Consider the following 19,602-nt stretch of genomic DNA (forward strand, 5'->3'; position numbering starts at 1 on the left):
CGATCAGGGTGTGCGGATGCATCAGCTGGCGGGGCTCGCCGCCGCCGTCGCGGTGGCGGCGGATCTCTTCCAGCACCAGGTCCACGGCCGCGCGAGCCATGGCGGCGATCGGCTGGTGGACGGTGGTCAGGGCGGGCCAGATGTTGTCGGCGATCGAGGTGTCGTCGAAGCCGACGATCGACAGGTCGCCCGGCACGTCCAGGCCCAGGCGGTGGGCCAGGCCCTCGGTGGCGGCGGCCATGTCGTCGTTGGCGGCGAACACGGCGGTGGGGCGCGGATCGGCCGCCAGCAGCCGCTCGGCCGCCTCCAGGCCCGAGCGATAGGTGAAGTAGCCCTGCTCGACCCGGATGTCCTCCATCGGGATCCCGGCGGCCTTCAGGGCGGCCATGAAGCCGTCCAGGCGCTGCTGGCTGACGGTCTGGTTCGGGTGGCCCTTGATGAAGCCGAAGCGCTTGTGACCCAGGCTGATCAGGTGCTGGGTCAGCTCGTAGGCGGCCGCCTCGTTGTCGATGCGGATGGTGGCCATGTCGCTGCTGGCCATGCCGGGGGCGACGGCCACGGCGGCGGCGCCGGCGGCCTTCACCTCGGCCAGGACCTCGGGCGACTCGCACAGCGGCGGCGGCAGGATCAGGCCGTCGACGCCGGTCTTCAGCAGACGAGCCAGGGTGGCGCGGGCCAGTTCCGGCTCGGCGCACTTCTCGATGACGATCTGGGCGCCGGTGCGGCTGCTCTCGTCCAGGGCCCCGACCAGGAATTCCGAGAGATAGCCGGTCGAGGGGTTGTCGTAGAGCAGGCCGATGCGGAACGGGGCCGAGCCGGCCAGGCTGCGCGCGGCGGGGTTGGGCGCGTAGTTGAGGTCGGAGATGGCCTTCTCGACCAGGGCCCGGGTCTCTTCCTTGACGGTGCTTTCGCGGTTGATCACCCGCGACACGGTCATCGGCGACACGCCCGCCCGGGCGGCGACGTCACGGATCGTGGCGCTCTGGGTCGTACGACGACGCTGGCGCTCGACAGGCTGGCTCATTCTTTTTCCGTCCCTTTGCGGGCCGGACACTAGACCGCTTCGGGCGCAGCTTGGAAGACGCTGCCTAAATCCTCCCCCTCTGGGGGGAGGATGCTATGACATCCGCATGAACACCCTCGGTGCGATCATCCTGTGTGGCGGCGGCTCCCGGCGGATGGGGCGCGACAAGGCCCTGCTCGACTGGGATGGCGAGCGCGCCATCGACCGCGTCGTGGCCCTGGCCCGGGCGGCCGGGGCGGAGGCGCTGGTGACCGCCGGCGCCGATCTTGGCCTGCCGTGGGTCCCCGACGGCGAGGCCGGCGCGGGCCCGGTCGGCGGCGTGCTGGCTGGGGCGGCGGCGCTAGGGACCCCGCGGCTGCTGGTGCTGGCGGTGGATGCGCCGACCGTGACGATCGAGGATCTCGCGCCCTTGCTGGCGGCGGCCCCGCCGGGCGCGACCTACGAGGGCCTGCCGCTGCCGATGGTGCTGGACGCGAGCGCCCTGCCGGAAAGCGCCGAGCCGGGCTGGCCGCTGCGGCGGCTGGTCGAGCGGGCCGGACTGGCGGCCTTGCCGGTCGCCCAGGGCGCGATGGCGCGGTTGCGGGGGGCGAATACGCCGGAGGAGCTCAGCGCGCTCATTTCAATTGCTCAAAACAGCTCGTCATCCCGGCCGTAGCGAAGCGGAGAGCCGGGACCCAGGGGCCACCGCACAGGGCTTGGCCCCTGGGTCCCGGGTCGGCTACGCCGCCAGGGATGACGAGGTTTTTTCGTCAGTACACGTCCCGCCGATACCGCCCTTCATCCGTCAGGTGTTCCAGCGTCTCACTGCCGAGCACCTCGACCAACGCCGCGTGGACGTCGCGCGACATTCCCTCCAGCGACCCGCAGACATAGATCGCCGCGCCGTCCGCCATCCACTGGCGCAGCGTGCCAGACGCCTCCCGCAGGCGGTGCTGGACGTAGACCCGCTCGGCCTGGTCGCGGGAAAAGGCCAGGTCCAGGCGTTCGATCAGGCCCGAGGCCTTCCAGCCCTCGATCTCGTCGTGGTGGAAATAGTCGTGGGCCCGCGCTCGCTCGCCGAGCACCAGCCAATTGCGTTTGGCGCCGATCGCGGCGCGGGCCTTCAGGTGGGCGCGCAGGCCGGCCAGGCCGGTGCCCGAGCCGATCAGGATCAGCGGACGCGCAGGCTCCGGGGCGTGGAAGCTGCGGTTGGTCCGCACGCGAGCGTCGATCGCCTGGTCGACCTCGGCGAAGCGGCACAGCCAGCCCGAGCCCAGACCGGGCTGGCCGTCGGCGCGGGGCATCTGGCGGACGATCAGTTCGACCCCGCCGTCGGAGGGGAGCGAAGCGATCGAATATTCGCGGTGCGGCAGGGGCGTCAGGCGCTCAGCGATGGCTTCGACCGATAGTCCGCGCAGGGCCTCGATCGCCGCCGGCTCGTGGGGCAGGCGCAGGCTCGACAGCGTCTCGGCGGCGGCCGGCGGCAAACCCAGCGTCGCGATCAGCGCCTCGACGTCGGCCGGGGCGTTGCGTGGGCCGATCTCCAGGATGTCGCCGGCTTGCCAGGTCGCGCCGTCGGCCGGCGTCAGCCGAACATGCCAAGCCTCGCCGCCGGGGCTGCCCGGGTTCAGCAGGCGGCGCTCGGCCAGGGTCCAGCGGCCATAGGCTGGTCGGCTCCAGTCGGGCGCGTCGGTGACGCCGGTCAGCAGGGCAAGCTGACCCTGCCAGTGGCGCAGGGCGGCCGGATCGCCGTCGTCGACCTCGACCCGGTCGAACAGCGGCTGGCCGCCGTTGCGCGCCAGCCAGGCGTCCAGGCTCCGGCCAAAGGCGCAGAAGTGGGCGTAGGTCGAGTCGCCCAAAGCCAGGACGCCGTAGCGCAGGGCCGAGAGATCGAGACCGTCCTTCATCACATCGCGGATGAAGGCGCGGGCCGGGTCGGGGGCGTCGCCCTCGCCGGTGGTGCTGACCACGAACAGGGCGCGGCCGGAGAGGTCGGCGGCGGTGACGGCCGAAAGGTCGCGCAGGGTCACCGGCGCGCCGGCTTCCGACAGGGCCTTGGCGGTGGCGGCGGCCAGTTCCTCGGCGAAGCCGGTCTGGCTGGCGTAGGCGACCAGTACTGGCTCGCCCGCGCCGCGCGACAGCGCTTCGGCCTCACGACGAACCGCACGGCGACGCAGGGCCTCGCGCATAGCAATCCCGCCGCAGAACAGGGCGTAGACCCCGGCCACGGCCCCGGCGGCGACCAGGCGGCGCGCCTCGGGCGGAAGGGCGGAGAGGTCGATCATCCGTCCAGCATCGCCTGCAGGGCGGGCGATAGGCGCTCGTCCAGGCCATCGGCCGTGCGGCTGACGATCAGCGCGGCCAAGCCGTGCTTGGCGGCGAAGGCGAGAGCAGCGTCCGGGCCCATGACCATCAACGCCGTGGCCCAGGCGTCGGCGCTCATGCAGTCCTCGGCCAGGACCGTGATGCTGACTGTGGAATGGGTCGTCGGGGCGCCGGTGGTCGGGTCCAGGGTGTGGGCGTAGCGGCGGCCGTCGTGGTCGAAGAACCGGCGGTAGTCACCCGAGGTGGCGATGGCCAGATCATGCAGGGCGACGACGGTGATTTCCCCACCGCTAGCCGTCGGCGGCCGTTCTAGTTCGACCCACCAGGGCTGGCCGTCGGGCTTGGCGCCGATCCCACGCAGTTCGCCGCCGACCTCGACGAGGTAGCTCTTCACGCCGGCGCGATCGAGCGCGGTGGCGGCCTGGTCGACCCCGAAGCCCTTGGCGATCCCATTGAGGTCCAGCGCCAGTCCGCCTGGCTGCAACAGGGCGTCGCCGTCCAGGACCAGGCGCTTCCAGCCGCTGGTTCCACGCAGGGGGGCGATGGCCTCGGCGGCCGGCGGTTGGCCGGAGAACGGGGCGGGGCCGAAGCCCCAAAGGTCGGTCAGGGCCCCCAGGGTCGGGTCGAAAGCGCCGTGGCTGGCCTCGGCGACCTCGATCGCGCGGCGCAGGACAGCGAGGGTCGCGGTGGACAGCGACGTCCAACTGCCCGGCGCGGCGCGGTTGTAGCGGGACAGGTCCGAGCCCGGCTCCCAGGGGCTCATCCGCGCGACGACCGCGTCGAGGGCGCGCTGGACCATGGCCTCGAGCGCCGGAAGATCGGTGGTGGCCGGCAGCACCGCCTTGACCGACCAGGTCGTGCCCATGGTCGCGCCGCCGAACGCGCGCACGCTCCCGCCGACGGGGCGGGCGGGCGGCGTGGTCAGGGCGGGGACGAGGACGCGGGGCATGCTTTGAAAACTGTCATCCCGGCCAAGCGCGAAGCGCGCCGAGCCGGGACCACCGGAAGCTCTGAGCTTGCTGCGGTCCCGGCTCTCCGCTGCGCTGCGGCCGGGATGACAATCCCTGTTGCTAGGGCAGCTGGGCTTCGATCACGGCGGTGTAGGTGGCGCTATAGCCGTCGCCGGCCAGCGGTTGGGCCGGGCCCTGGGGAGGACGACCGCCTTCACCGCCGCCCGGCGCGCTCGGAGCGCCCATGCCAGGCATCCCGCCCATCCCGCCTGGCGGCGGCGGGCCGCCGCGGCCGGTCTCGCCGGTGCGGTAGCTGGCGCTGATCCACCACAGGCCGGCCTGCGGCAGGGTGACCTTGAAGGCGCCGTCCGGGCCGGTCTTGGCCTTGAGCTCGGCGGACGGCTTGCCCGACCAGTGCTCGTAGCCGCGCATCAGGGTGACCTCAAGATCGGCCGCCGGCTTGCCGTCCAGCAGCAGCTTGAAGGTCGCCGGCTCGGCGGCGACCACGTCGGACGGGTGGGTCACCGGGACCAGCTCCAGGCCCTGGCCGGTCGGCTTCAGCGCGCCGTCGGTGGGCTTGTCGCGGGTGACGAAGGTCTCGCTGCGGGCCAGCGTCCGGATGGTCTTGAGGTCGGCGGCGCCGGCCGGCGCCTGCTTGGCGAAGTCCTCGCCGCTGCCACGGAAGCGCTTGACCTCGCCGTTCTCGGTGTAGCTGGCCATCACCGAGGTCGAGACCGAGGCGATCTTGTAGGTGCCGGGCTTGGTCAGCTGGACGTCGAAGGTCGAGCGGAACTTGCCCATCGCGGGGCTCTGCGGCTGAACCGGCTGGCCGTCGGAATCCAGCACCTGGATCGACTCGATGCGCAGTGGACGCAGGTCGGGGAAGTAGAGTTCGTCGGAACTGGCGGCGTCGACCGTCACCCAGGCGTTGGCGCCCGAAAGCGTGGTGGTGGACGGCAGCACCCAGCTGCGCGCGGCCTGGGCGGCGACCGGGACGAGCACCGCCGCGCCAAGGGCGGCGGCGGCGAGCAGGCGCGTCTTGAGACCCTTCATGATCCGTTCCCTCACTTCACGGCGACGGTGACGGCGCCCAGCTCGGCGGCGCCCTTGGCGGTCGCCGGCTTGCCGGGCTTGCCCCCCATTGGGCCCCAGGTAAAGGGCACGCGGACGGCTTCGTGGCCGCCGGCCTCGCGGGCGGCCTCGACGACCAAGGTGTATTGGCCGGGCTTAAGGTCCTTCAACGCCCCCTTGGCGCCGCTGAACGTCACCTTCTGCGGACCCGGGGCGTGGGTGGCGCCGGTGACGCCGTCGGCCGGGACGGTCATTTCGCGACCGGCCTTGCGCCACCACAGGCGCATGTCCTTCAGCCACTTCTCGTGGTTGGGCTTGAACCAGACCGACAGGGTGCCGGCGGCGGTGGAGTCGGCCGGGTTCTCGATCCAGACCGCCACGAACGGGGCGTGGTATTCGGCGACCGACAGCTTGGGGATGTCGAAGGTCACGGCGAGATCGGCGGCCATGGCCGGCGTGGCGGTGGCGGCGCCGGCGCCAATGGCCGCGCCAGCGAAGGTCAGGAAGGAGATCGAACGCTTCACGGTGTCTGCCTCAGAGGTGGACGAACAGGATGACGAGAATGACGGGCGCGGCCAGGCCCAGGCCGACCAGGGGCCAGGTCAGCGGCCGGGCGCGGGCGTGGAATTGCAGCAGGATCAGGCCGGTCACCGCGAAGATCACGCAGGCGCCGGCGAAGATGTCGATGAACCAGCCCCAGGCCTTGCCGGCGTTGCGGCCCTTGTGCAGGTCGTTGAGCAGCGAGATCGCGCCGCGCGTGGTCTTCTCGTGCTCGACGGCGCCGGTCTCGCGGTCGATCGAGACCCAGGCGTCGCCGCCTGGCCGGGCCAGGGCGACATAGACCTCGTCGGCCGACCACTCGCCCTCGCGGCCAGCGACCTCGGCCCCGACCGCCTTGTCGAGGAACGGCTCCAGCGCCACGGGCAGGGGACGCTTGCCCTCTTCGGGGCCTTTGGCCAGCAGGGCCAGCAGGTCGGGCGGCAGGGTCGCCTTGCGCGACACGACCACGGGCTTGGCCTCGATCTGGGCGGCGTGGTTGAGGGTGAAGCCGGTGAACGCGAACAGCAGCAGGCCGATCAAGGACAGGGCCGCGCTGATCCAGTGCCACTGATGCAACTGCTTCAGCCAGAAGGAACGGCGATRCTGATCGGCGGCGGATTTCACGAGCGTCTAGCGAGACCTTGGCGGCGGGACGCTCGTCCATACTTGAGAACGAATTGCAATATCAAGCCAGAAGGCGCGATCCGGGCGCGGCTGACGCCTTTTCGGTCACGTAAGGGCCTATCGCGGGAGAGGCTGTCCCGCGGTGGACGGCAGGCCCCGCGCCAAGGCGCCCAGCAGGGCGCTGGCGGCCACCGGCTTGCGCAGGATCGGACCGCCCTCGACGTCGGGCTCCTGGTAGCCGGTCAGGTAGACGAACGGGATGCGGCGGCCCGTCAGGGCTTCGGCCACGGGGGTGATCGAGCGGCCGCCGAGATTGACGTCCAGCAAGGCGCGGTCGATCGGATGATCGGCCAGCAGCTCCAGCGCTTCCTCGATCGTGCCGGCCGGACCGACGACCTTGGCGCCGGCCTCGGTTAGGACGCGGGTTAGCTCCATGGCCACCACCGCCTCGTCCTCGACGATCAGCACGCGCTGGTCGCGCAGGGCCGGGCTCTCCTCGGCCGCCAGGCCGGGGCGATAGGCGGGGGCGCTCTCGGCCAACCGGGATTGGGCGCCCTTCAGGAGGTCGAGCCGGACCTTCAGGCCTTGCGGCCGCCAGAGCAGCTCGACGCGGGCCCCGGCCTGCTTGACCGCGCTCTCGATCAGGGTCGAGCCGAAGCCGCGCCGGGCGGGCGGGGTCACTGGCGCGCCGGCGTCCTCGCGCCAGATCAGGTTCAGCACGCCGTCGGCGCCCCACTGCCAGATGACCGCCAGGCGTCCCAGGGGCCGCGAGAGCGCGCCGTACTTGCTGGCGTTGGTGGCCAGTTCGTGGATCACCAGGGCCAGGGACTGGGCCGCCTGGGCGTCGATCAGCACCGGCGGGCCCTCGATCAGCACCTGCTCGACACCGTCGCCGCCGTAAGGGTCCAGCTCCAGTTGCAACAGGTCGTGCAGGTCGACGCCGGTCCAACGGGCGGTCGACAGCAGGCTGTGGGCGCGCGCCAGCGAGCCGATGCGACCCGACAGGGCCTGGACGTACTGGTCCTTGTTCTCGAACGGGGTCAGCTGGGCCAGTGACTGAACCACGGCCAGCACGTTCTTGGCCCGGTGGTCCACCTCGCGGATCAGCAGGCGCTCGGTCTCTTCCGCGCGCTTGAGGGCGATGTCCGAGCGGGCGCGCTCACGGGCCGTCCAGATCAGCTCGGCGACGTCGGCGACGAAGGCGATCTCGTCGGGTGTGAAGGCGCGGGGCGCGTCGTGGGCGACGAACAGATACGACGCCAGCACGCCGGCCTTGACCAGCGAGACGGTCATGAAGGCCCGCACGCCGATGGCCGCGTAGGCCTCCAGCGCTTCGGGCGCATTGGTGCGTTCATCCAGCGCCACGTCGCCGATGACGATGGTGACCCCCGCCCGCTGGTCGGCGCTCATCGACGGCCCGAAGTCCTCGAGACGGAACCGCTGGCCCTTGAGCCGCGCGACCCCGGACTCGGCGCGGCCGTCGTCGGCGACGATGTCGGCGATGTCGCTGTCGCCGTCCATCTCGCCATAGCCGGCGCGGGCGACGTTCAGCTGCTCTGCCAGCATGCGGGCGGCGGTCTGGGCGATGGTGTCGGGATCGGCCTCGTCCCGCAGCGTCTGGCCCAGGTCCAGCAGAGCCGCCCGCCGCCGCTCGCCGGCCAGTATCCGCTCCAGCTCGACCTCGGCCCTCTTGCGATCGGAAATGTCGGTGACCAAGACGTAGTAGCCGGGGATTTCGCCGTTGCGGGCGAAGTCGGGCACGTACTGCGCCTCGATGTGGCGGACGCCCGCCTGCTGGTAGTCGACCTGGCCCTCGAAGGTGACACTCTCGCCGGCCAGGGCGCGGCGCACATGGTGGCGCAGGCGGCCATAGGCAGCCTCGCCCAGCACCTCGCGCACGGTCTTGCCCTCGATTTCCGAGCGGTCGACGCCGAACCAGCGCTCGTAGGCGCGATTGACGAAGCGGTAGCGCTCATCGCGGTCGACATAGCTGATCAGGATCGGCACCGCGTCCGCCATCGCGCTGGAAAACACCGCGCGGCGCTCCAGGGGCGGATAGGGCGGCAGGGCTTGATCGTCTCGAGACATGCGTGACGGACGCTCAGTCCTACTGGAAGGTCGAACCTCACCGTCGCACGCCGTGATCACGGTCAAAATGGTTAAGGCGTGAGGCAAACGGTCGCAGCAACCGGCGGGCGAGCGCGATCGGTCGCCATGGGTTTCGGCTAATCGCTCATCGCAAAACTCCGCCTTCCTCGCCCTTGTGGCGAGGACCCATGGCGCCGCCAGGCTCGGCGATGATGGGAGGATCTGGCCAGCGTGGAAGCGCGCTCGTCGGGCGCTATGCCTGCTGACCCCTGGGCCCTAGGCACAGGGCCTAGGGAGGCAGGTTTTTGGGACTAGGCTTGAACCTGCTCTTCTCGCCGGTAGGTCACCACCAGCACGTCGCGGACGGCCGGCTGGGCGGGGTCCAGCGGCCGGATCGGCGTCACGCCGTGCAGCACGCGGTGGTCGTCCAGGAACACCGCGTCGCCGGGCGCGGTCAGGGTGAACGAGCCGAGGCTGGTTCCGTCCGGGGCGAAGATGTCGGTGACGCCGCTGTCGACGTTCTGGCGGTCCACCAGCATGACGATCACCCAGTCGACCCCGTCGCGGTGCGCGCCCTCGGGCGTGGGCTGGCCCTCTTCGCCGGTCCGCGCCTCGATGCGGAACTGGTGCAGCTCGACGTGCCAGGCGGCCGGCGGCAGGGCGCTGATCGAGTGGAACAGCTCAAGGCCCGCCCGGAGGATCCCCTGGGTCACCGGGTGGTCGGCGATAGCGTCCGCGACCGGCTCGAACCAGCGCTGCACGCCGCCGTTCAGCGGGTTGTAGTCGCGGCTCTGCCAATGGGGCTGGTGCGGCTTGCGGTCGATGTCCTCAGGCGAGGCCGAGAAGGCCGCGAACCGCCGCCGGCGATAGCGGCCGCCGTCAGCCATGAAGCCGTCCACGGGCAGATCGTTCCAGCTTTCGGCGAAGCTGGCCCAGCCGGCGTCGGCAGGGCCGAGCAGGGCGCGGGTCTCCTGGCCCTCGAAACGGACGAAGCCATGATCGGCCAGCGCTTCCCGAACGCGCCCGGGGGCGCTTGCGGGCGCGCTCAAGCCACCGCTCCGGGCTTGAAGAACAGACCGAGCTTCAGGCTGGCGGCGATGCGCTCAGCCTTCTGGCCGACGATGGCCGCGCGCGGGGCGTCGAACAGCTCGACGCAGGTCTGGTGGAACAGGTTCAGCCACGGCGTGAACAGGCCCTCAGTCAGGCCCTCGACGCCTTGGTGGGCCACCACCGGCTGGCCCTTGTAGCGGCCGGTGGTGTTCAGCACCGACGACCAGAAGTCCTTCAAGGTCGCCAGGTGCGCGGGCCAGCCGTCCGGACCTACGGCCTTCTCGAAGATCGGACCCAGGCGGTGGTGCTGGCGGATGCGCGCGTAGAAGGTCTCGACCAGCAGATCGATCTCTTCGTCGGTGAACTGAGGGGGTGGAACGGCCATGCTCGGAACATGGGACTTCCGGTGGCGTGACTGAACCCCTGTAGCGATCAAGATTGGCTTCGGATTCTTACTTAGGGGGCGGTTTCCTTCTCCCCTTGCGGGAGAAGGTGTCGGCGAAGCCGACGGATGAGGGGGCGATAGTCCCGTCGGCTTCGCGCTCTTCATCGACCGCCCGTCGCGGCGGATGCTTTCTTCAACCCCTCACCCGACCCGCTTCGCGGGCCACCCTCTCCCGCAAGGGGAGAGGAGATCGGAGGCTAGGCTCTCTACCTCGCCCGCACACTCTCCGGTGGCCCCAGATAACTCGCCGGCACAGGGCCGCGCGACAGCACCAGGCGCTCGAACACCAGGCCCGGATCCACCCGCCACAGCCGCACCCGGTGCGGGCCGGCCGAGAGGACGGAGAGCCGCGTGGTGGTTGCGCGGACGTTGTCGGCCACGGCCTTGTCCCAGGCCTTGTTCGAGAGGTCGGGCTGGCTGTTGACCACCTCCGGCGCGGCGTCGTCGATCGAGACGGCATAGGCCAGGCCTCGGCCGCCCCGGAAGTCCAGGGTCGGCGCCACGAGGACGGTCAGGTCGACGGGGCCGGCCTTTTCGAAATCGACCAGATAGTCCAGCGACGGCGTTCCGGAGGCCGGCTTGGAACTCGGCGCGGTCGAGGGATAGCTGGTCACGCCCGACGGGGTGCGGCCCAGGTTCGGGATGGTTTTCCAGACCACGCCCTGGCCGCCCGTCGCGGCGGCGTGGTGTTCGGCCTCGATGGCGGTCAGGCCGCCGACTTCGACGAACGCGCCCTTGGCCGGTTTGCGGGCCGGGTTGGAGACGGGGACGGTGATGGTCTTGGTCTCGCCGGCGGCCGTGATCTTGAGGTTGGCGGCGTGATCGCCCTTCGGCGCCTTGGCCCAGTCGACGGCGAGGTCGATGCGGATGTCGCCGGTCGCGTTGGCAGGCCCCTTGGTCACCTTCAGCCACGAGACGTCGGAGGAGGCCGAAATCGCGACCGGCGTCGCGCCCTTGTTGAACGCGTCGACCCAGCGGGCTTGCGCGCCCCAGCGCACCAGGGCGGGAAGGGTCTCACCGCCGCCTTCGAGCGCGACGCCCAGGCCCGTCGTCGGAGTCAGGGTTTCGGTCTTCGGCATGATGTTGCGGTCCGGCTGCTGCCAGCTGGTGTAGCCGATGTGGGTCTGGTCCATCATGTGCAGCCACTTGCCGCCGTTCAGGGCGTCGTGCTGCCGGGTCAGCTCGGCGTCGCGGTCGAACAGGGTCCTGACCAGGGCCGCCTGGGTGTTGGCCTCGGCCCGGCCCTGGCGCGCGTAGAGCCGGTTACGGGCCGCGGCGATGTAGAGGCGGTTGAGGTTGGCGCTGGCCTTCACCGGGAACCAGACCAGCTGGAAGAAGGCGCTGTCCTGGTCCTTGGAGATCGCGGCGCGGACGGCGTCGGCGCGGCGCTCCAGGTCGGCCCATTCGGCCTCGACCCGCTCGGCCTCGCGGAAGTTCGTCAGGCTGAAGGTCTCCGGCGACAGCAGCTCGGGCTTACGACGGCTGTTCAGCTTGGTGTAGCCGTCCAGCAGGGCGGCGATCTCGGTCGCGCGCTCGGGGCCGAACTGCTGGGCGGCCCAGCCTTTAGTGTAGGTCGGCAGCTTTTCGACCGGGATCGCGGCCGGGTTCCAGGCGTAGTCGAGGAAGAACTCGATCGGCAGCTCCATCGGCTTCAGGTCGCCGACATTGACGATCCACAGCCGGTCGGCGCCGTAGTCGGCGGCCAGCTTCATCTGCTCCCAGGTGCGCTCGATCTGGTTGGTGTTCAGCCACTTGTAGTTCCGCGGCCCGCCCACATAGTCGAAGTGGTAGTAGACGCCGTAGCCGCCCGGCCGGGTCTTGCCCGGTTCCGGCAGCCGGCGAATATCGCCCCAATTGTCGTCGGCGAACAGCAGGGTGACGTCGTCGGGAACCCGCATGCCGGCGTCGTAATAGTCCTGGACCTCCTTGTAGAGCGCCCAGACCTGTGGAGTTTCCGACGGCGGCTTGCCCGTCACCTCGCCGATGATCTTCCGCTGGTCGGCGACGATGGTCTCCAGCAGTTTGGTGGCCGTGCCCTCGCTCATCGGCTCGTCGCCGTCGCCGCGCATGCCGACGGTGACCAGGCTCTCTTTCGCGCCCATGCGGGTCACGCCCTCGCGCCAGAACTGGCGGAGCTTTTCCGGGTTCTTGTTGTAGTCCCAAGGACCCTGGCCGTAGCGCTCCCACTCGACGTGGGCGCGGTTCATCGGCTCGTGGTGCGAGGTTCCCAGCACCACGCCCATCTCGTCGGCTAGGGGCGCGGTCAGCGGATCGTCGTCCTGGATCGACTTGCCCCACATGGCCGGCCACAGGAAGTCGCCCTTCAGCCGCAGGATCAGCTCGAACACCCGCTCGTAGAAGCCGTGGTTGATGCCGTCGAACTTGGCGCGCGCCCAGCCGCCCAGGGCCGGCTCCTCGTCGTTCAGGAAGATGCCGCGATACTTGACCGAGGGCTTCTGCAGGTTGGCGCCGGCCGCGACGAACACGTCCGCGCGCTTGGGGACGGGCGCGTCGGCCCACCAGGTCCAGGGCGAGACGCCGGCTCGCTCGGACAGGTCATAGGCCCCGAAGATCGTGCCGCGCTTGTCGGCCCCGGCGATGACCAGGGCGCGGGCCACGCCCGGACGCGGGTTCTCGACCACCTGCTGGACGAAGGCCTCCCACTGGCCCTTGACCTTGGAGACGTCCAGCTTGCCCGAGGCGACCAGGGCGTCGATGGCGGCGCTTTGACCGATCGTGCCGACGATGACGACGGGGGCCTCCTTGGCGGGCGTCGCGCCTGAGAGGGCGGCGAGGTCGTCGCGTAGGCCCTGGATGGCGCGGATCGCGCCGGGGAAGTCGGTCTGGTCGTACTCGACCCGCGCCGGCTTGCCGCCGGCGATCAGCGGGAAGGCGTCGGCGCTGGGCGAGAGGGTGACGGCGGCGGGCTCGGCGGCCCTGGCGAGGGCGGGGTAGGAGGCCAGGACGCCCGCTAGGACGAGGGCGGATATGGCGCGGTAAGGGACCACTACTTCACCTCCGCCTCGAACGGCCCCGCCGGCAGGCCCGAGGCGTCGAACAGGTTGAAGGTCGGGCTGTCGGCCCAGGCGAATCGGACCTTCGTGGCCATTGGGGTCCCGGCGCCGCTCAGCACCACGGCGTTCCCCTCGATCCGCCCGTCGGCCCAGTGGCAGGCCGTGTCGCAAAGCTCGAAGCCGATCACCTTGTCCGAGCCGCGCGCCACCAGCCGGCCACCGACCTGGGCGAAGCTGACCACGACGGTGTCGCCGACCCGCTTGGCCGCGACGACCTCGGGTCCGGTGGTCACCGCCTCGCCGGCCAGGCGGCGAGCAGCCAGGGCCAGGCGGCGGCCGACCTCCTGCTTGTTGGCCGGGTGGATGTCGAACGGGTCGCCGATGTCGTGGGTGACCACCAGCCCCGCGTGGCTGTCGGCGGCCACGGCGCGGCGCTGGGCGTCGCGCAGGGCGGCGGTGGAGGCGGGGAGGCCGGGCTTGTCGGCGAAGTCGCCATAGTCGGCCAACTGCACCACCAGGGCCGGCATGTCGGGCGCCTGGCCCTCGCGGCGCTCGGCCATCAGGGCGCGCAGCAGCGGGGCATAGGTCTTGTCGCGCCCGACATTGGTCTCGCCCTGATACCAGGCGAAGCCGGCGAAGGCGTAGGGGCCCATCGGGGCCAGCATGCCGTTGTACAGCGTCGAGACCCCGGCCAGGGTGTCCCAAGGCGAGCGCGGCGGCTCGGCCCCGGTCTTCGGCTCGATGCGGTAGGTCCAGGCGGTCAGCGGCAGGCGCGTTCCGTCGGCCAGGGTCAGGGCGCGCTTGCCGGCGTCCCCATACATCCCGCCGTTGGCCCAGGTGTCGTAGGCCGCCACGACGATGGTGTTCTTGCCAGGCTTCAGCGTTCCGGCCGCCAGCGGATAGGCGCGGTCGAGCCAGGCGCCCGAGGTCGCGCCGATCCCGACGCCGTTGACATAGGTGGTGTCCATCTCGTCGACCTGGCCCACGCCCAGGGTCGCCGCCTGCTTGGCCTGGACCTTCGTCAGGGTGACCTCGGCCTTGAACCAGACGACGCCGTTGAACGCGGCCAGGGCGGGGACGCCCCAGCGCTCCCAGACGCCCAGGCCCTCGGGCGCGGGCGTCCAGGCGCCGGCGCCGGTCCAGGGGGCGGTGAGGCTCTCGCCGGTATGGCGGCCGCCCCACCAGCTTTTCATGGTCTCGCCCCAGAACCGGTTGGCGGTGACGGGGTCTTTCAACGAGAGGTTCAGGGTCTCGATGGCGACGTCGTAGCCGCCCACCTGGCGCAGGGCCTTGGGCGTCATCCAGGCCTCGATCCCCGACCCGCCCCACGAGGCGTGGACCAGACCCATCGGCACGTTGCGCGTCTTCTGCAGCTCGCGGGCGAAATAGAAGCAGGCGGCTGAAAACCCGCCGACCGTGTCCTTGTTGGTGGCCTTCCAGACCGGCGGCTTCTTGAAGTCGGCGGCGGGCGCGCGGGCGTCGGCCTTCTCGATCGTGGCCATGCGAATGGTGTCGCTGGGCGCGCCGTTGTTGATCTGGTTCCAGGCGTCGCCGGAGGCGCTGACCTGCATCTCCATGTTCGACTGGCCCGAGCACAGCCAGACGTCGCCGACCAGGACGTCGCTGGTGGTCTGGCTAGCCGCGCCGGCGGTGGCGGTCAGCGTGTAGGGACCGCCGGCCGGCGTGGCCGGGAAGTCGACGCGCCAGGCGCCGTCCGGGCCGGCCTGGGCGGTCAGGGTCTGGCCCGCGAAACTGGCGGTGACCGTCTCGCCGGGCTTGGCGGTTCCGAAGACAGGCAACGGACGGTCGCGCTGGACCACGGCATGGTCGGCGAACAGGCCGTTTAGGAGGGGCTGGGCGGCGGCCGGCGCCGCGACGAAGGCGGCCAGCAGGAACGGCGCGAGACGACGCATGGGAAGTCCTCCTACGGCCGCCTTTGGACGGCTCTATCTTTGAAACTAGCGTGTCATCCCGGCCGTAGCGAAGCGAAGAGCCGGGACCGCGGCAAGCTCGGCGCTTCTGGCGGTCCCGGGGCGGCTACGCCGCCCGGGATGACAGGATGTCGTGCGCTACGCCACCGTCAGCGTCGCCTTCTTCAGGTCGACCGAATTCGGGCCGACCAGGATCGAGAAGTCGCCCGGCTCGACCACGCGCTTCATGTCCAGGTTCCACATCCACAGGTCCGACGGCTTGATCTCGAAGGTCACCGTCGTCTTGGCGCCCGGCGCCAACGTGACGCGCTYGAAGTGCTTCAGCTCCAGCACCGGACGGGTCACCGACGCAGTCTCGTCGTGGATGTAGAGCTGGACCACTTCATCGCCGGCGAGCTTGCCGGTGTTGACGACATCGATCTCGACCTTGGTGCTCTCGCCCTGACCGATCTTGGCCTTGGCCAGGCGCGGGGCCGAGATGTCGAAGGTCGTGTACGAGAGGCCGAAGCCGAACGGATAGAGCGGGCTGGTCTCGCCCCCCAGATAGCCGCGGCGGGCGGTAGGCTTGCGGTTGTAGTAGATCGGCAGCTGGCCGACGTCGCGGGCGATGCTGACCGGCAGCTTGCCGCCCGGGTTGGCGCGGCCAAACAGGACGTCGGCGGCGGCGTTGCCGGTTTCCTGACCCAGGTACCACCCCTCGATGATGGCGTCGGCGCGCTGGGCCAGCAGGTTGATCGACAGCGGGCGGCCGTTCAGCAGGAACACCACCGTGGGCTTGCCCAGGTCGAAGATCGCTTTGGCGAGATCGTTCTGCTGGCCGATCAGGTCCAGGCTATCGCGGTCGCCCAGGTGGTTGTCGGCCCAGGCCTCGCGGCTGGTCTGTTCGTTGTCGCCCAGCACCATGACCACCACGTCGGCGTTCTTGGCGACCTCGACGGCCTCGGCGATCAGCTTGGCGTTGACGGCCGGGTCGATGAACTTGACCTCGTCCTGCGCCCAGATGCGCTTTTCGGTGATCCGCACGGCCTCGGCGTAGTCAAGCTGGAAGCCCTGCGCCTTGGCCTCGGCGGTCAGGCCGTCGTGCAGCGACACCACGTGGCGCGGGACGTCGGAATAGCCGCCGATCGGGGTGTCCTTGGCGTGGGTGCCCAGCAAGGCCAGACGCTTGATCTTCTTGCCGTCCAGCGGCAGCAGGCCCTTGTCGTTTTTCAGCAGGACGACAGCCTTGCGAGCGGCCTCGCGGGCCAGGGCGACGGCGTCCGGCGTGGCGGTCTTGGCGTCGGCCGTCTTCTCGTCGCAGTAGGGGTTTTCGAAGAAGCCGCCTTCGAATTTCATCGTCAGTACGCGGGCGACGGCGGCGTCGACCTCAAACTGCGGGATGCGGCCGGCCTTCACCAACTCGGGGATCAGGGCGTAGGCCTCGCCGTCCGGCAGCTCGACGTCGACGCCGGCGTGCAGGGCCATCACCGCCGTATCGCCCAGGTCGTTGGTCAGCTTATGGCGGGCGATCATCTCCTTGATCGCGAAATAGTCGCTCTGGACCGAGCCCTTGTAGCCCCACTCCTCGCGCAGGATCTTGGTCAGCAGCCAGCGGTTGGCGTGCGACGGGACGCCGTCGATCTCGTTGTAAGACGGCATGACCGAACGCACCGGCAGCTCGGTCACCGCGCGCTCGAACGGCGGGAAGAAGTTCTCGCGCAGGGTGCGCTCGGCGATCTGGGCCGGGCCGACATTGGTGCCGTTCTCGGGCTGGCCGTGGCCGGTCATGTGCTTGAGGGTGGCGAACACCTTGTCCTTGGCCAGCGGCAGGGTCGCGCCCTGGAAGCCGCGGATCGCGGCCAGGCCCATCTCGGCGCAGACGTGCGGGTCCTCGCCATAGGTCTCCTCGATGCGGCCCCAGCGCGGGTCGCGGGCCACGTCGACCACGGGGGCCAGGGCCATGTTCGAACCCCGGGCGCGCATCTCGCGGGCGGCGACGCTGAAGATCTTCTCGGCCAGTTCCGGATCGAAGGTCGAGGCCAGGGCGATGGCTTGCGGGAAGCTGGTGGCGTCACGGGCGACGTAGCCGTGCAGGGCCTCGTCGTGCATCAGCAGCGGGATGCCCAGGCGCGTCTTCTCGACGGCCCATTTCTGGGCGGCGTTGGTGTACTTGGCGGTCTGCGGGGCGTTGCGGCCGATCGAGCCGTCCTCGGCCCCGGCGGCGGCGCCCACGACGGTGGCGGGCTTCAGGCCCCGGCGGTCGGTCGGGCGCGAGATCTGGCCCAGGCCGTTGGGGAAGTTCTTGCTGGCCTCTTCGGGCGAAAAGTCGCCTTCCGGGGTCTGGATCTTGGCCTTGGTCAGCCAGATGCCGATCAGCTGGGCGGCTTTTTCTTCCAAAGTCATGCGGCCCAGCAGGTCCTGGACGCGGGCGTCGATCGGCTGGGCCGGATCCTTGTAGAGCGGCTTGTCGCCAGCTTTCTTCGCGGCCTTGTCGGCGGCCTGGGCCAAGCCCGGCGCGGCGGCGACGGAAAGAGCGGCGAGGCTCGCGCCGAACAGGCGGCGGGTGAGGGTCGTGGTCATGGCGTTTCCCCGAGGCTTGCGCACAGTGCTGGCGGCTCTCAGGGGCCGCCGTTGCCAGGCACTATGATGGCGGTTGTCAGACCACTCAAGCCATAAATGGTACCGGTCTCATTTCTGAGCTGCCACGCAGGCCGCCTCATAGGCCTCGCGCAGCTGGCGGAACACGGTCAGGCCCTCGGGTGGGGCGGGCGCGCCCAGGTGCTGGACCCGCAGCTCGTCCATCAATCGCGACCACAGCTCCGGCCCGCCGTCCTCCAGCAGCTCGGCGCGGATGGCCAGTTCGCGCGTCACCGGCATGTACCGGCGGCCCCAGGCGCCCATCACGGCCAGCATCGGCACCAGCTGGATGGCCTTCTCCGTCAGGCTGTAGGTCACCTTTTGCTTGTGGCTGGGGTCCTCGGCCTTGGACAGCAGGCCGTTCTCGACCAGCGCCTTCAGACGGCTGGCCAGGATGTTCGAGGCGATGCCCTCCTGCGATCCGGCCATCAGCTCGCGGAAGTGGCGCCGGTTTCCGAACATGATGTCGCGGATGACGATTAGGCTCCACCGGTCGCCCAGCGCCTCCAGGGTCAGGTTGATCGGGCAGCCCGACCTTTGGTCGTCAGCCTTCTGGTGAGGGGGCAAAACCATGTCCTCGCAAAAACTGGTTGCATAATACAATCAGTCATGCAGGATGCAACCAGTTTCAAATTGCAATCGGTTTTTGGAGGCCGTCATGGGCAAGGTTCGCGTTCGTAACTTCAGCATCTCGTTGGACGGCTTCGCGGCCGGCCCGGACCAGTCGCTCGACAATCCGCTGGGCGTCGGCGGCGAGGACCTGCACCAGTGGGCCTTCGCGCCGGAGATGGACCCGGTCGACAAGCGCTTCGCCGACGCGATCATCGACGGGATCGGGGCGTGGGTCATGGGCCGCAACATGTTCGGCCCGGTGCGCGGCGACTGGCCCGACTTCGACTGGAAGGGCTGGTGGGGGCCGAACCCGCCGTACCACGCGCCGGTGTTCGTGCTGACCCACCACGCGCGGCCGTCGTTCGAGATGGAGGGCGGCAACAGCTTCCACTTCGTCACCGACGGCGCGATCGCCGCGCTGGAACGGGCCAAGGCGGCGGCCGGCGACCAGGACGTCGGCATCGGCGGCGGCGCCTCGACCGTGCGCCAGTACCTGACGGCGGGCCTGATCGACGAGCTGCACCTGGTGGTCGCGCCGATCGTGCTGGGCTCGGGCGAGCCGCTGCTCGCCGGCCTCGACCTGCCGGCGCTGGGCTATGAGATGGCGGACTACGTTCCCTCGTCGCGGGCGGCGCACATGCTGCTGCGCAAGGTCTAGGAGGAGGATCGACCATGAAGACGCAGGTTCTCTTCATACAGGGCGGCGGCGCGGGCACGTACGAGGACTGGGACAGCAAGCTGGTCGACAGCCTGCGGCGCGAACTGGGCCCGGGCTACGAGGTCCGCTATCCGCGCATGCCCGACGAGGGTGATCCGAACTTCGGCCGTTGGGTCGCGGCGCTGCGCGAGGAGCTCGGCAAGCTGGACGACGGCGCCATCCTGGTCGGCCACTCCTTCGGCGGGACGGTCATCGCGCTGGGGCTTTCGCAATCGCCGTCGGTCCGGCCGCTGGCTGGTGTCTTCCTGATCGCGCCGCCTTTCTTCGGCGATGGCGGCTGGAACAGCGAGGTCGCGTTCGGCCCCAGCCTCGGCGCGAAGCTGCCGCCGGGAACGCCCGTGCGCCTCTATCAAGGCGACCAAGACGCCGACGTTCCGCCCGAGCATCTGGATCTCTATGCGAAGGCGATCCCGCAAGCAGTGGCGCGCAAGCTTGCGGGGCGCGATCACCAGCTGAACGACGACCTGTCCGAGGTGGCGGCCGACATTCGGGAGCTGGTGGGCCCCCTTACTCTAAATCACTGTGTCATCCCGGAAGCCTCGTAGAGGCTGTCCGGGACCCAGGAGCCGGCGCAGTGCGGTGGCCCCTGGGTCCCGGCTCTCCGCTGCGCTACGG

At 70.2% G+C, this 19,602-nt stretch carries 16 protein-coding genes and 3 pseudogenes; 4 read left to right on the forward strand and 15 right to left on the reverse strand.

What is annotated here, in order from left to right; genetic code table 11:
• A partial coding sequence (locus tag AC1DSO_RS21485; protein ID WP_477070749.1) for a LacI family DNA-binding transcriptional regulator occupies positions 1 to 1,024 on the reverse strand: 1,024 nt, incomplete at its 3' end.
• A 106-nt stretch (positions 1,025 to 1,130) separates the two neighbouring features.
• Between AC1DSO_RS21485 and mobA the strand changes: the two genes are divergently transcribed.
• A complete protein-coding gene (gene mobA, locus AC1DSO_RS21490) occupies positions 1,131 to 1,679 on the forward strand; it encodes a molybdenum cofactor guanylyltransferase (RefSeq protein WP_477070750.1) in 549 nt (182 codons plus the stop codon).
• Between the two features lie 94 nt (positions 1,680 to 1,773).
• On the opposite strand, the gene AC1DSO_RS21495 is transcribed toward mobA, so the two are convergent.
• The 9 genes and pseudogenes from AC1DSO_RS21495 to AC1DSO_RS21535 form a co-directional block, all read right to left on the reverse strand.
• Positions 1,774 to 3,288: a sulfite reductase subunit alpha gene (locus tag AC1DSO_RS21495; protein ID WP_477070751.1), complete on the reverse strand. Its 1,515-nt coding sequence runs from the start codon at positions 3,286 to 3,288 to the stop codon at positions 1,774 to 1,776.
• Positions 3,285 to 4,277, reverse strand: coding sequence for an FAD:protein FMN transferase (locus tag AC1DSO_RS21500; RefSeq protein ID WP_477070752.1), 993 nt, complete (start codon positions 4,275 to 4,277; stop codon positions 3,285 to 3,287). Before AC1DSO_RS21500 ends, AC1DSO_RS21495 begins: the two co-directional genes overlap by 4 nt.
• A 121-nt stretch (positions 4,278 to 4,398) precedes the next feature.
• Positions 4,399 to 5,331: a DUF4198 domain-containing protein gene (locus AC1DSO_RS21505; protein WP_477070753.1), complete on the reverse strand. Its 933-nt coding sequence runs from the start codon at positions 5,329 to 5,331 to the stop codon at positions 4,399 to 4,401.
• 11 nt (positions 5,332 to 5,342) lie between these two features.
• Positions 5,343 to 5,873 (reverse strand): DUF2271 domain-containing protein, encoded by a 531-nt coding sequence (locus AC1DSO_RS21510; protein ID WP_477070754.1) that lies wholly within the window; start codon positions 5,871 to 5,873, stop codon positions 5,343 to 5,345.
• A gap of 10 nt (positions 5,874 to 5,883) precedes the next feature.
• Complete coding sequence (locus AC1DSO_RS21515) at positions 5,884 to 6,513, reverse strand: PepSY-associated TM helix domain-containing protein (protein WP_477070755.1); 630 nt, start codon at positions 6,511 to 6,513, stop codon at positions 5,884 to 5,886.
• Between the two features lie 117 nt (positions 6,514 to 6,630).
• Positions 6,631 to 7,647, reverse strand: a pseudogene (locus AC1DSO_RS21520) (HWE histidine kinase domain-containing protein); the annotation flags it as partial.
• Between the two features lie 42 nt (positions 7,648 to 7,689).
• Positions 7,690 to 8,601, reverse strand: a pseudogene (locus AC1DSO_RS21525) (PAS domain-containing protein); the annotation flags it as partial.
• A 311-nt stretch (positions 8,602 to 8,912) separates the two neighbouring features.
• Positions 8,913 to 9,650 carry a 2OG-Fe dioxygenase family protein gene (locus AC1DSO_RS21530; protein ID WP_477070756.1) on the reverse strand — a complete coding sequence of 246 codons (738 nt, stop codon included), beginning with the start codon at positions 9,648 to 9,650 and terminating at the stop codon, positions 8,913 to 8,915.
• A complete protein-coding gene (locus tag AC1DSO_RS21535; protein ID WP_477070757.1) occupies positions 9,647 to 10,036 on the reverse strand; it encodes a group III truncated hemoglobin in 390 nt (129 codons plus the stop codon). Before AC1DSO_RS21535 ends, AC1DSO_RS21530 begins: the two co-directional genes overlap by 4 nt.
• Before the next feature lie 53 nt (positions 10,037 to 10,089).
• Between AC1DSO_RS21535 and AC1DSO_RS21540 the strand changes: the two are divergent.
• A pseudogene (locus tag AC1DSO_RS21540) lies at positions 10,090 to 10,297 on the forward strand (hypothetical protein).
• A gap of 5 nt (positions 10,298 to 10,302) precedes the next feature.
• Here the strand turns inward: AC1DSO_RS21540 and AC1DSO_RS21545 are convergent.
• The 4 genes from AC1DSO_RS21545 to AC1DSO_RS21560 all read right to left on the reverse strand — a co-directional run bounded on the left by AC1DSO_RS21545 (position 10,303) and on the right by AC1DSO_RS21560 (position 18,230).
• Positions 10,303 to 13,104, reverse strand: a complete 2,802-nt coding sequence (locus tag AC1DSO_RS21545; protein WP_477070758.1) for a glycosyl hydrolase 115 family protein — start codon at positions 13,102 to 13,104, stop codon at positions 10,303 to 10,305.
• Entirely contained in the window at positions 13,104 to 15,023 is a 1,920-nt protein-coding gene (locus AC1DSO_RS21550; protein WP_477070759.1) for a sialate O-acetylesterase, read from the reverse strand. Before AC1DSO_RS21550 ends, AC1DSO_RS21545 begins: the two co-directional genes overlap by 1 nt.
• A 156-nt stretch (positions 15,024 to 15,179) precedes the next feature.
• The gene (locus tag AC1DSO_RS21555; RefSeq protein WP_477070760.1) at positions 15,180 to 17,600 is read right to left on the reverse strand and encodes a glycoside hydrolase family 3 N-terminal domain-containing protein; all 2,421 of its coding nucleotides are present in this window, start codon (positions 17,598 to 17,600) and stop codon (positions 15,180 to 15,182) included.
• Between the two features lie 108 nt (positions 17,601 to 17,708).
• Complete coding sequence (locus AC1DSO_RS21560) at positions 17,709 to 18,230, reverse strand: winged helix-turn-helix transcriptional regulator (RefSeq protein WP_477070761.1); 522 nt, start codon at positions 18,228 to 18,230, stop codon at positions 17,709 to 17,711.
• Positions 18,231 to 18,315: 85 nt separating this feature from the next.
• On the opposite strand from AC1DSO_RS21560, the gene AC1DSO_RS21565 reads away from it, so the two are divergent.
• Both AC1DSO_RS21565 and AC1DSO_RS21570 read left to right on the forward strand, forming a co-directional pair.
• Complete coding sequence (locus tag AC1DSO_RS21565) at positions 18,316 to 18,927, forward strand: dihydrofolate reductase family protein (RefSeq protein ID WP_477070762.1); 612 nt, start codon at positions 18,316 to 18,318, stop codon at positions 18,925 to 18,927.
• A 14-nt stretch (positions 18,928 to 18,941) separates the two neighbouring features.
• On the forward strand, positions 18,942 to 19,532 hold the full coding sequence (locus AC1DSO_RS21570; protein WP_477070763.1) for an alpha/beta fold hydrolase: 591 nt from the start codon (positions 18,942 to 18,944) through the stop codon (positions 19,530 to 19,532).
• Here AC1DSO_RS21570 and AC1DSO_RS21575 read toward each other — a convergent pair.
• A partial coding sequence (locus AC1DSO_RS21575; protein WP_477070764.1) for a hypothetical protein occupies positions 19,500 to 19,602 on the reverse strand: 103 nt, incomplete at its 5' end. The genes AC1DSO_RS21570 and AC1DSO_RS21575 overlap by 33 nt on opposite strands.

This window comes from Caulobacter sp. P4_E5 (assembly GCF_056401555.1).

Excerpts from the sequence above, each read along its gene's own strand:
- AC1DSO_RS21505 (WP_477070753.1), bottom strand. The coding sequence starts at position 5,331 with ATGAAGGGTCTCAAGACGCGCCTGCTCGCCGCCGCCGCCCTTGGCGCG.
- AC1DSO_RS21570 (WP_477070763.1), top strand. The coding sequence starts at position 18,942 with ATGAAGACGCAGGTTCTCTTCATACAGGGCGGCGGCGCGGGCACGTAC.
- AC1DSO_RS21565 (WP_477070762.1), top strand. The coding sequence starts at position 18,316 with ATGGGCAAGGTTCGCGTTCGTAACTTCAGCATCTCGTTGGACGGCTTC.
- AC1DSO_RS21550 (WP_477070759.1), bottom strand. The coding sequence starts at position 15,023 with ATGCGTCGTCTCGCGCCGTTCCTGCTGGCCGCCTTCGTCGCGGCGCCG.
- mobA (WP_477070750.1), top strand. The coding sequence starts at position 1,131 with ATGAACACCCTCGGTGCGATCATCCTGTGTGGCGGCGGCTCCCGGCGG.
- AC1DSO_RS21535 (WP_477070757.1), bottom strand. The coding sequence starts at position 10,036 with ATGGCCGTTCCACCCCCTCAGTTCACCGACGAAGAGATCGATCTGCTG.
- AC1DSO_RS21500 (WP_477070752.1), bottom strand. The coding sequence starts at position 4,277 with ATGCCCCGCGTCCTCGTCCCCGCCCTGACCACGCCGCCCGCCCGCCCC.
- AC1DSO_RS21495 (WP_477070751.1), bottom strand. The coding sequence starts at position 3,288 with ATGATCGACCTCTCCGCCCTTCCGCCCGAGGCGCGCCGCCTGGTCGCC.
- AC1DSO_RS21560 (WP_477070761.1), bottom strand. The coding sequence starts at position 18,230 with ATGGTTTTGCCCCCTCACCAGAAGGCTGACGACCAAAGGTCGGGCTGC.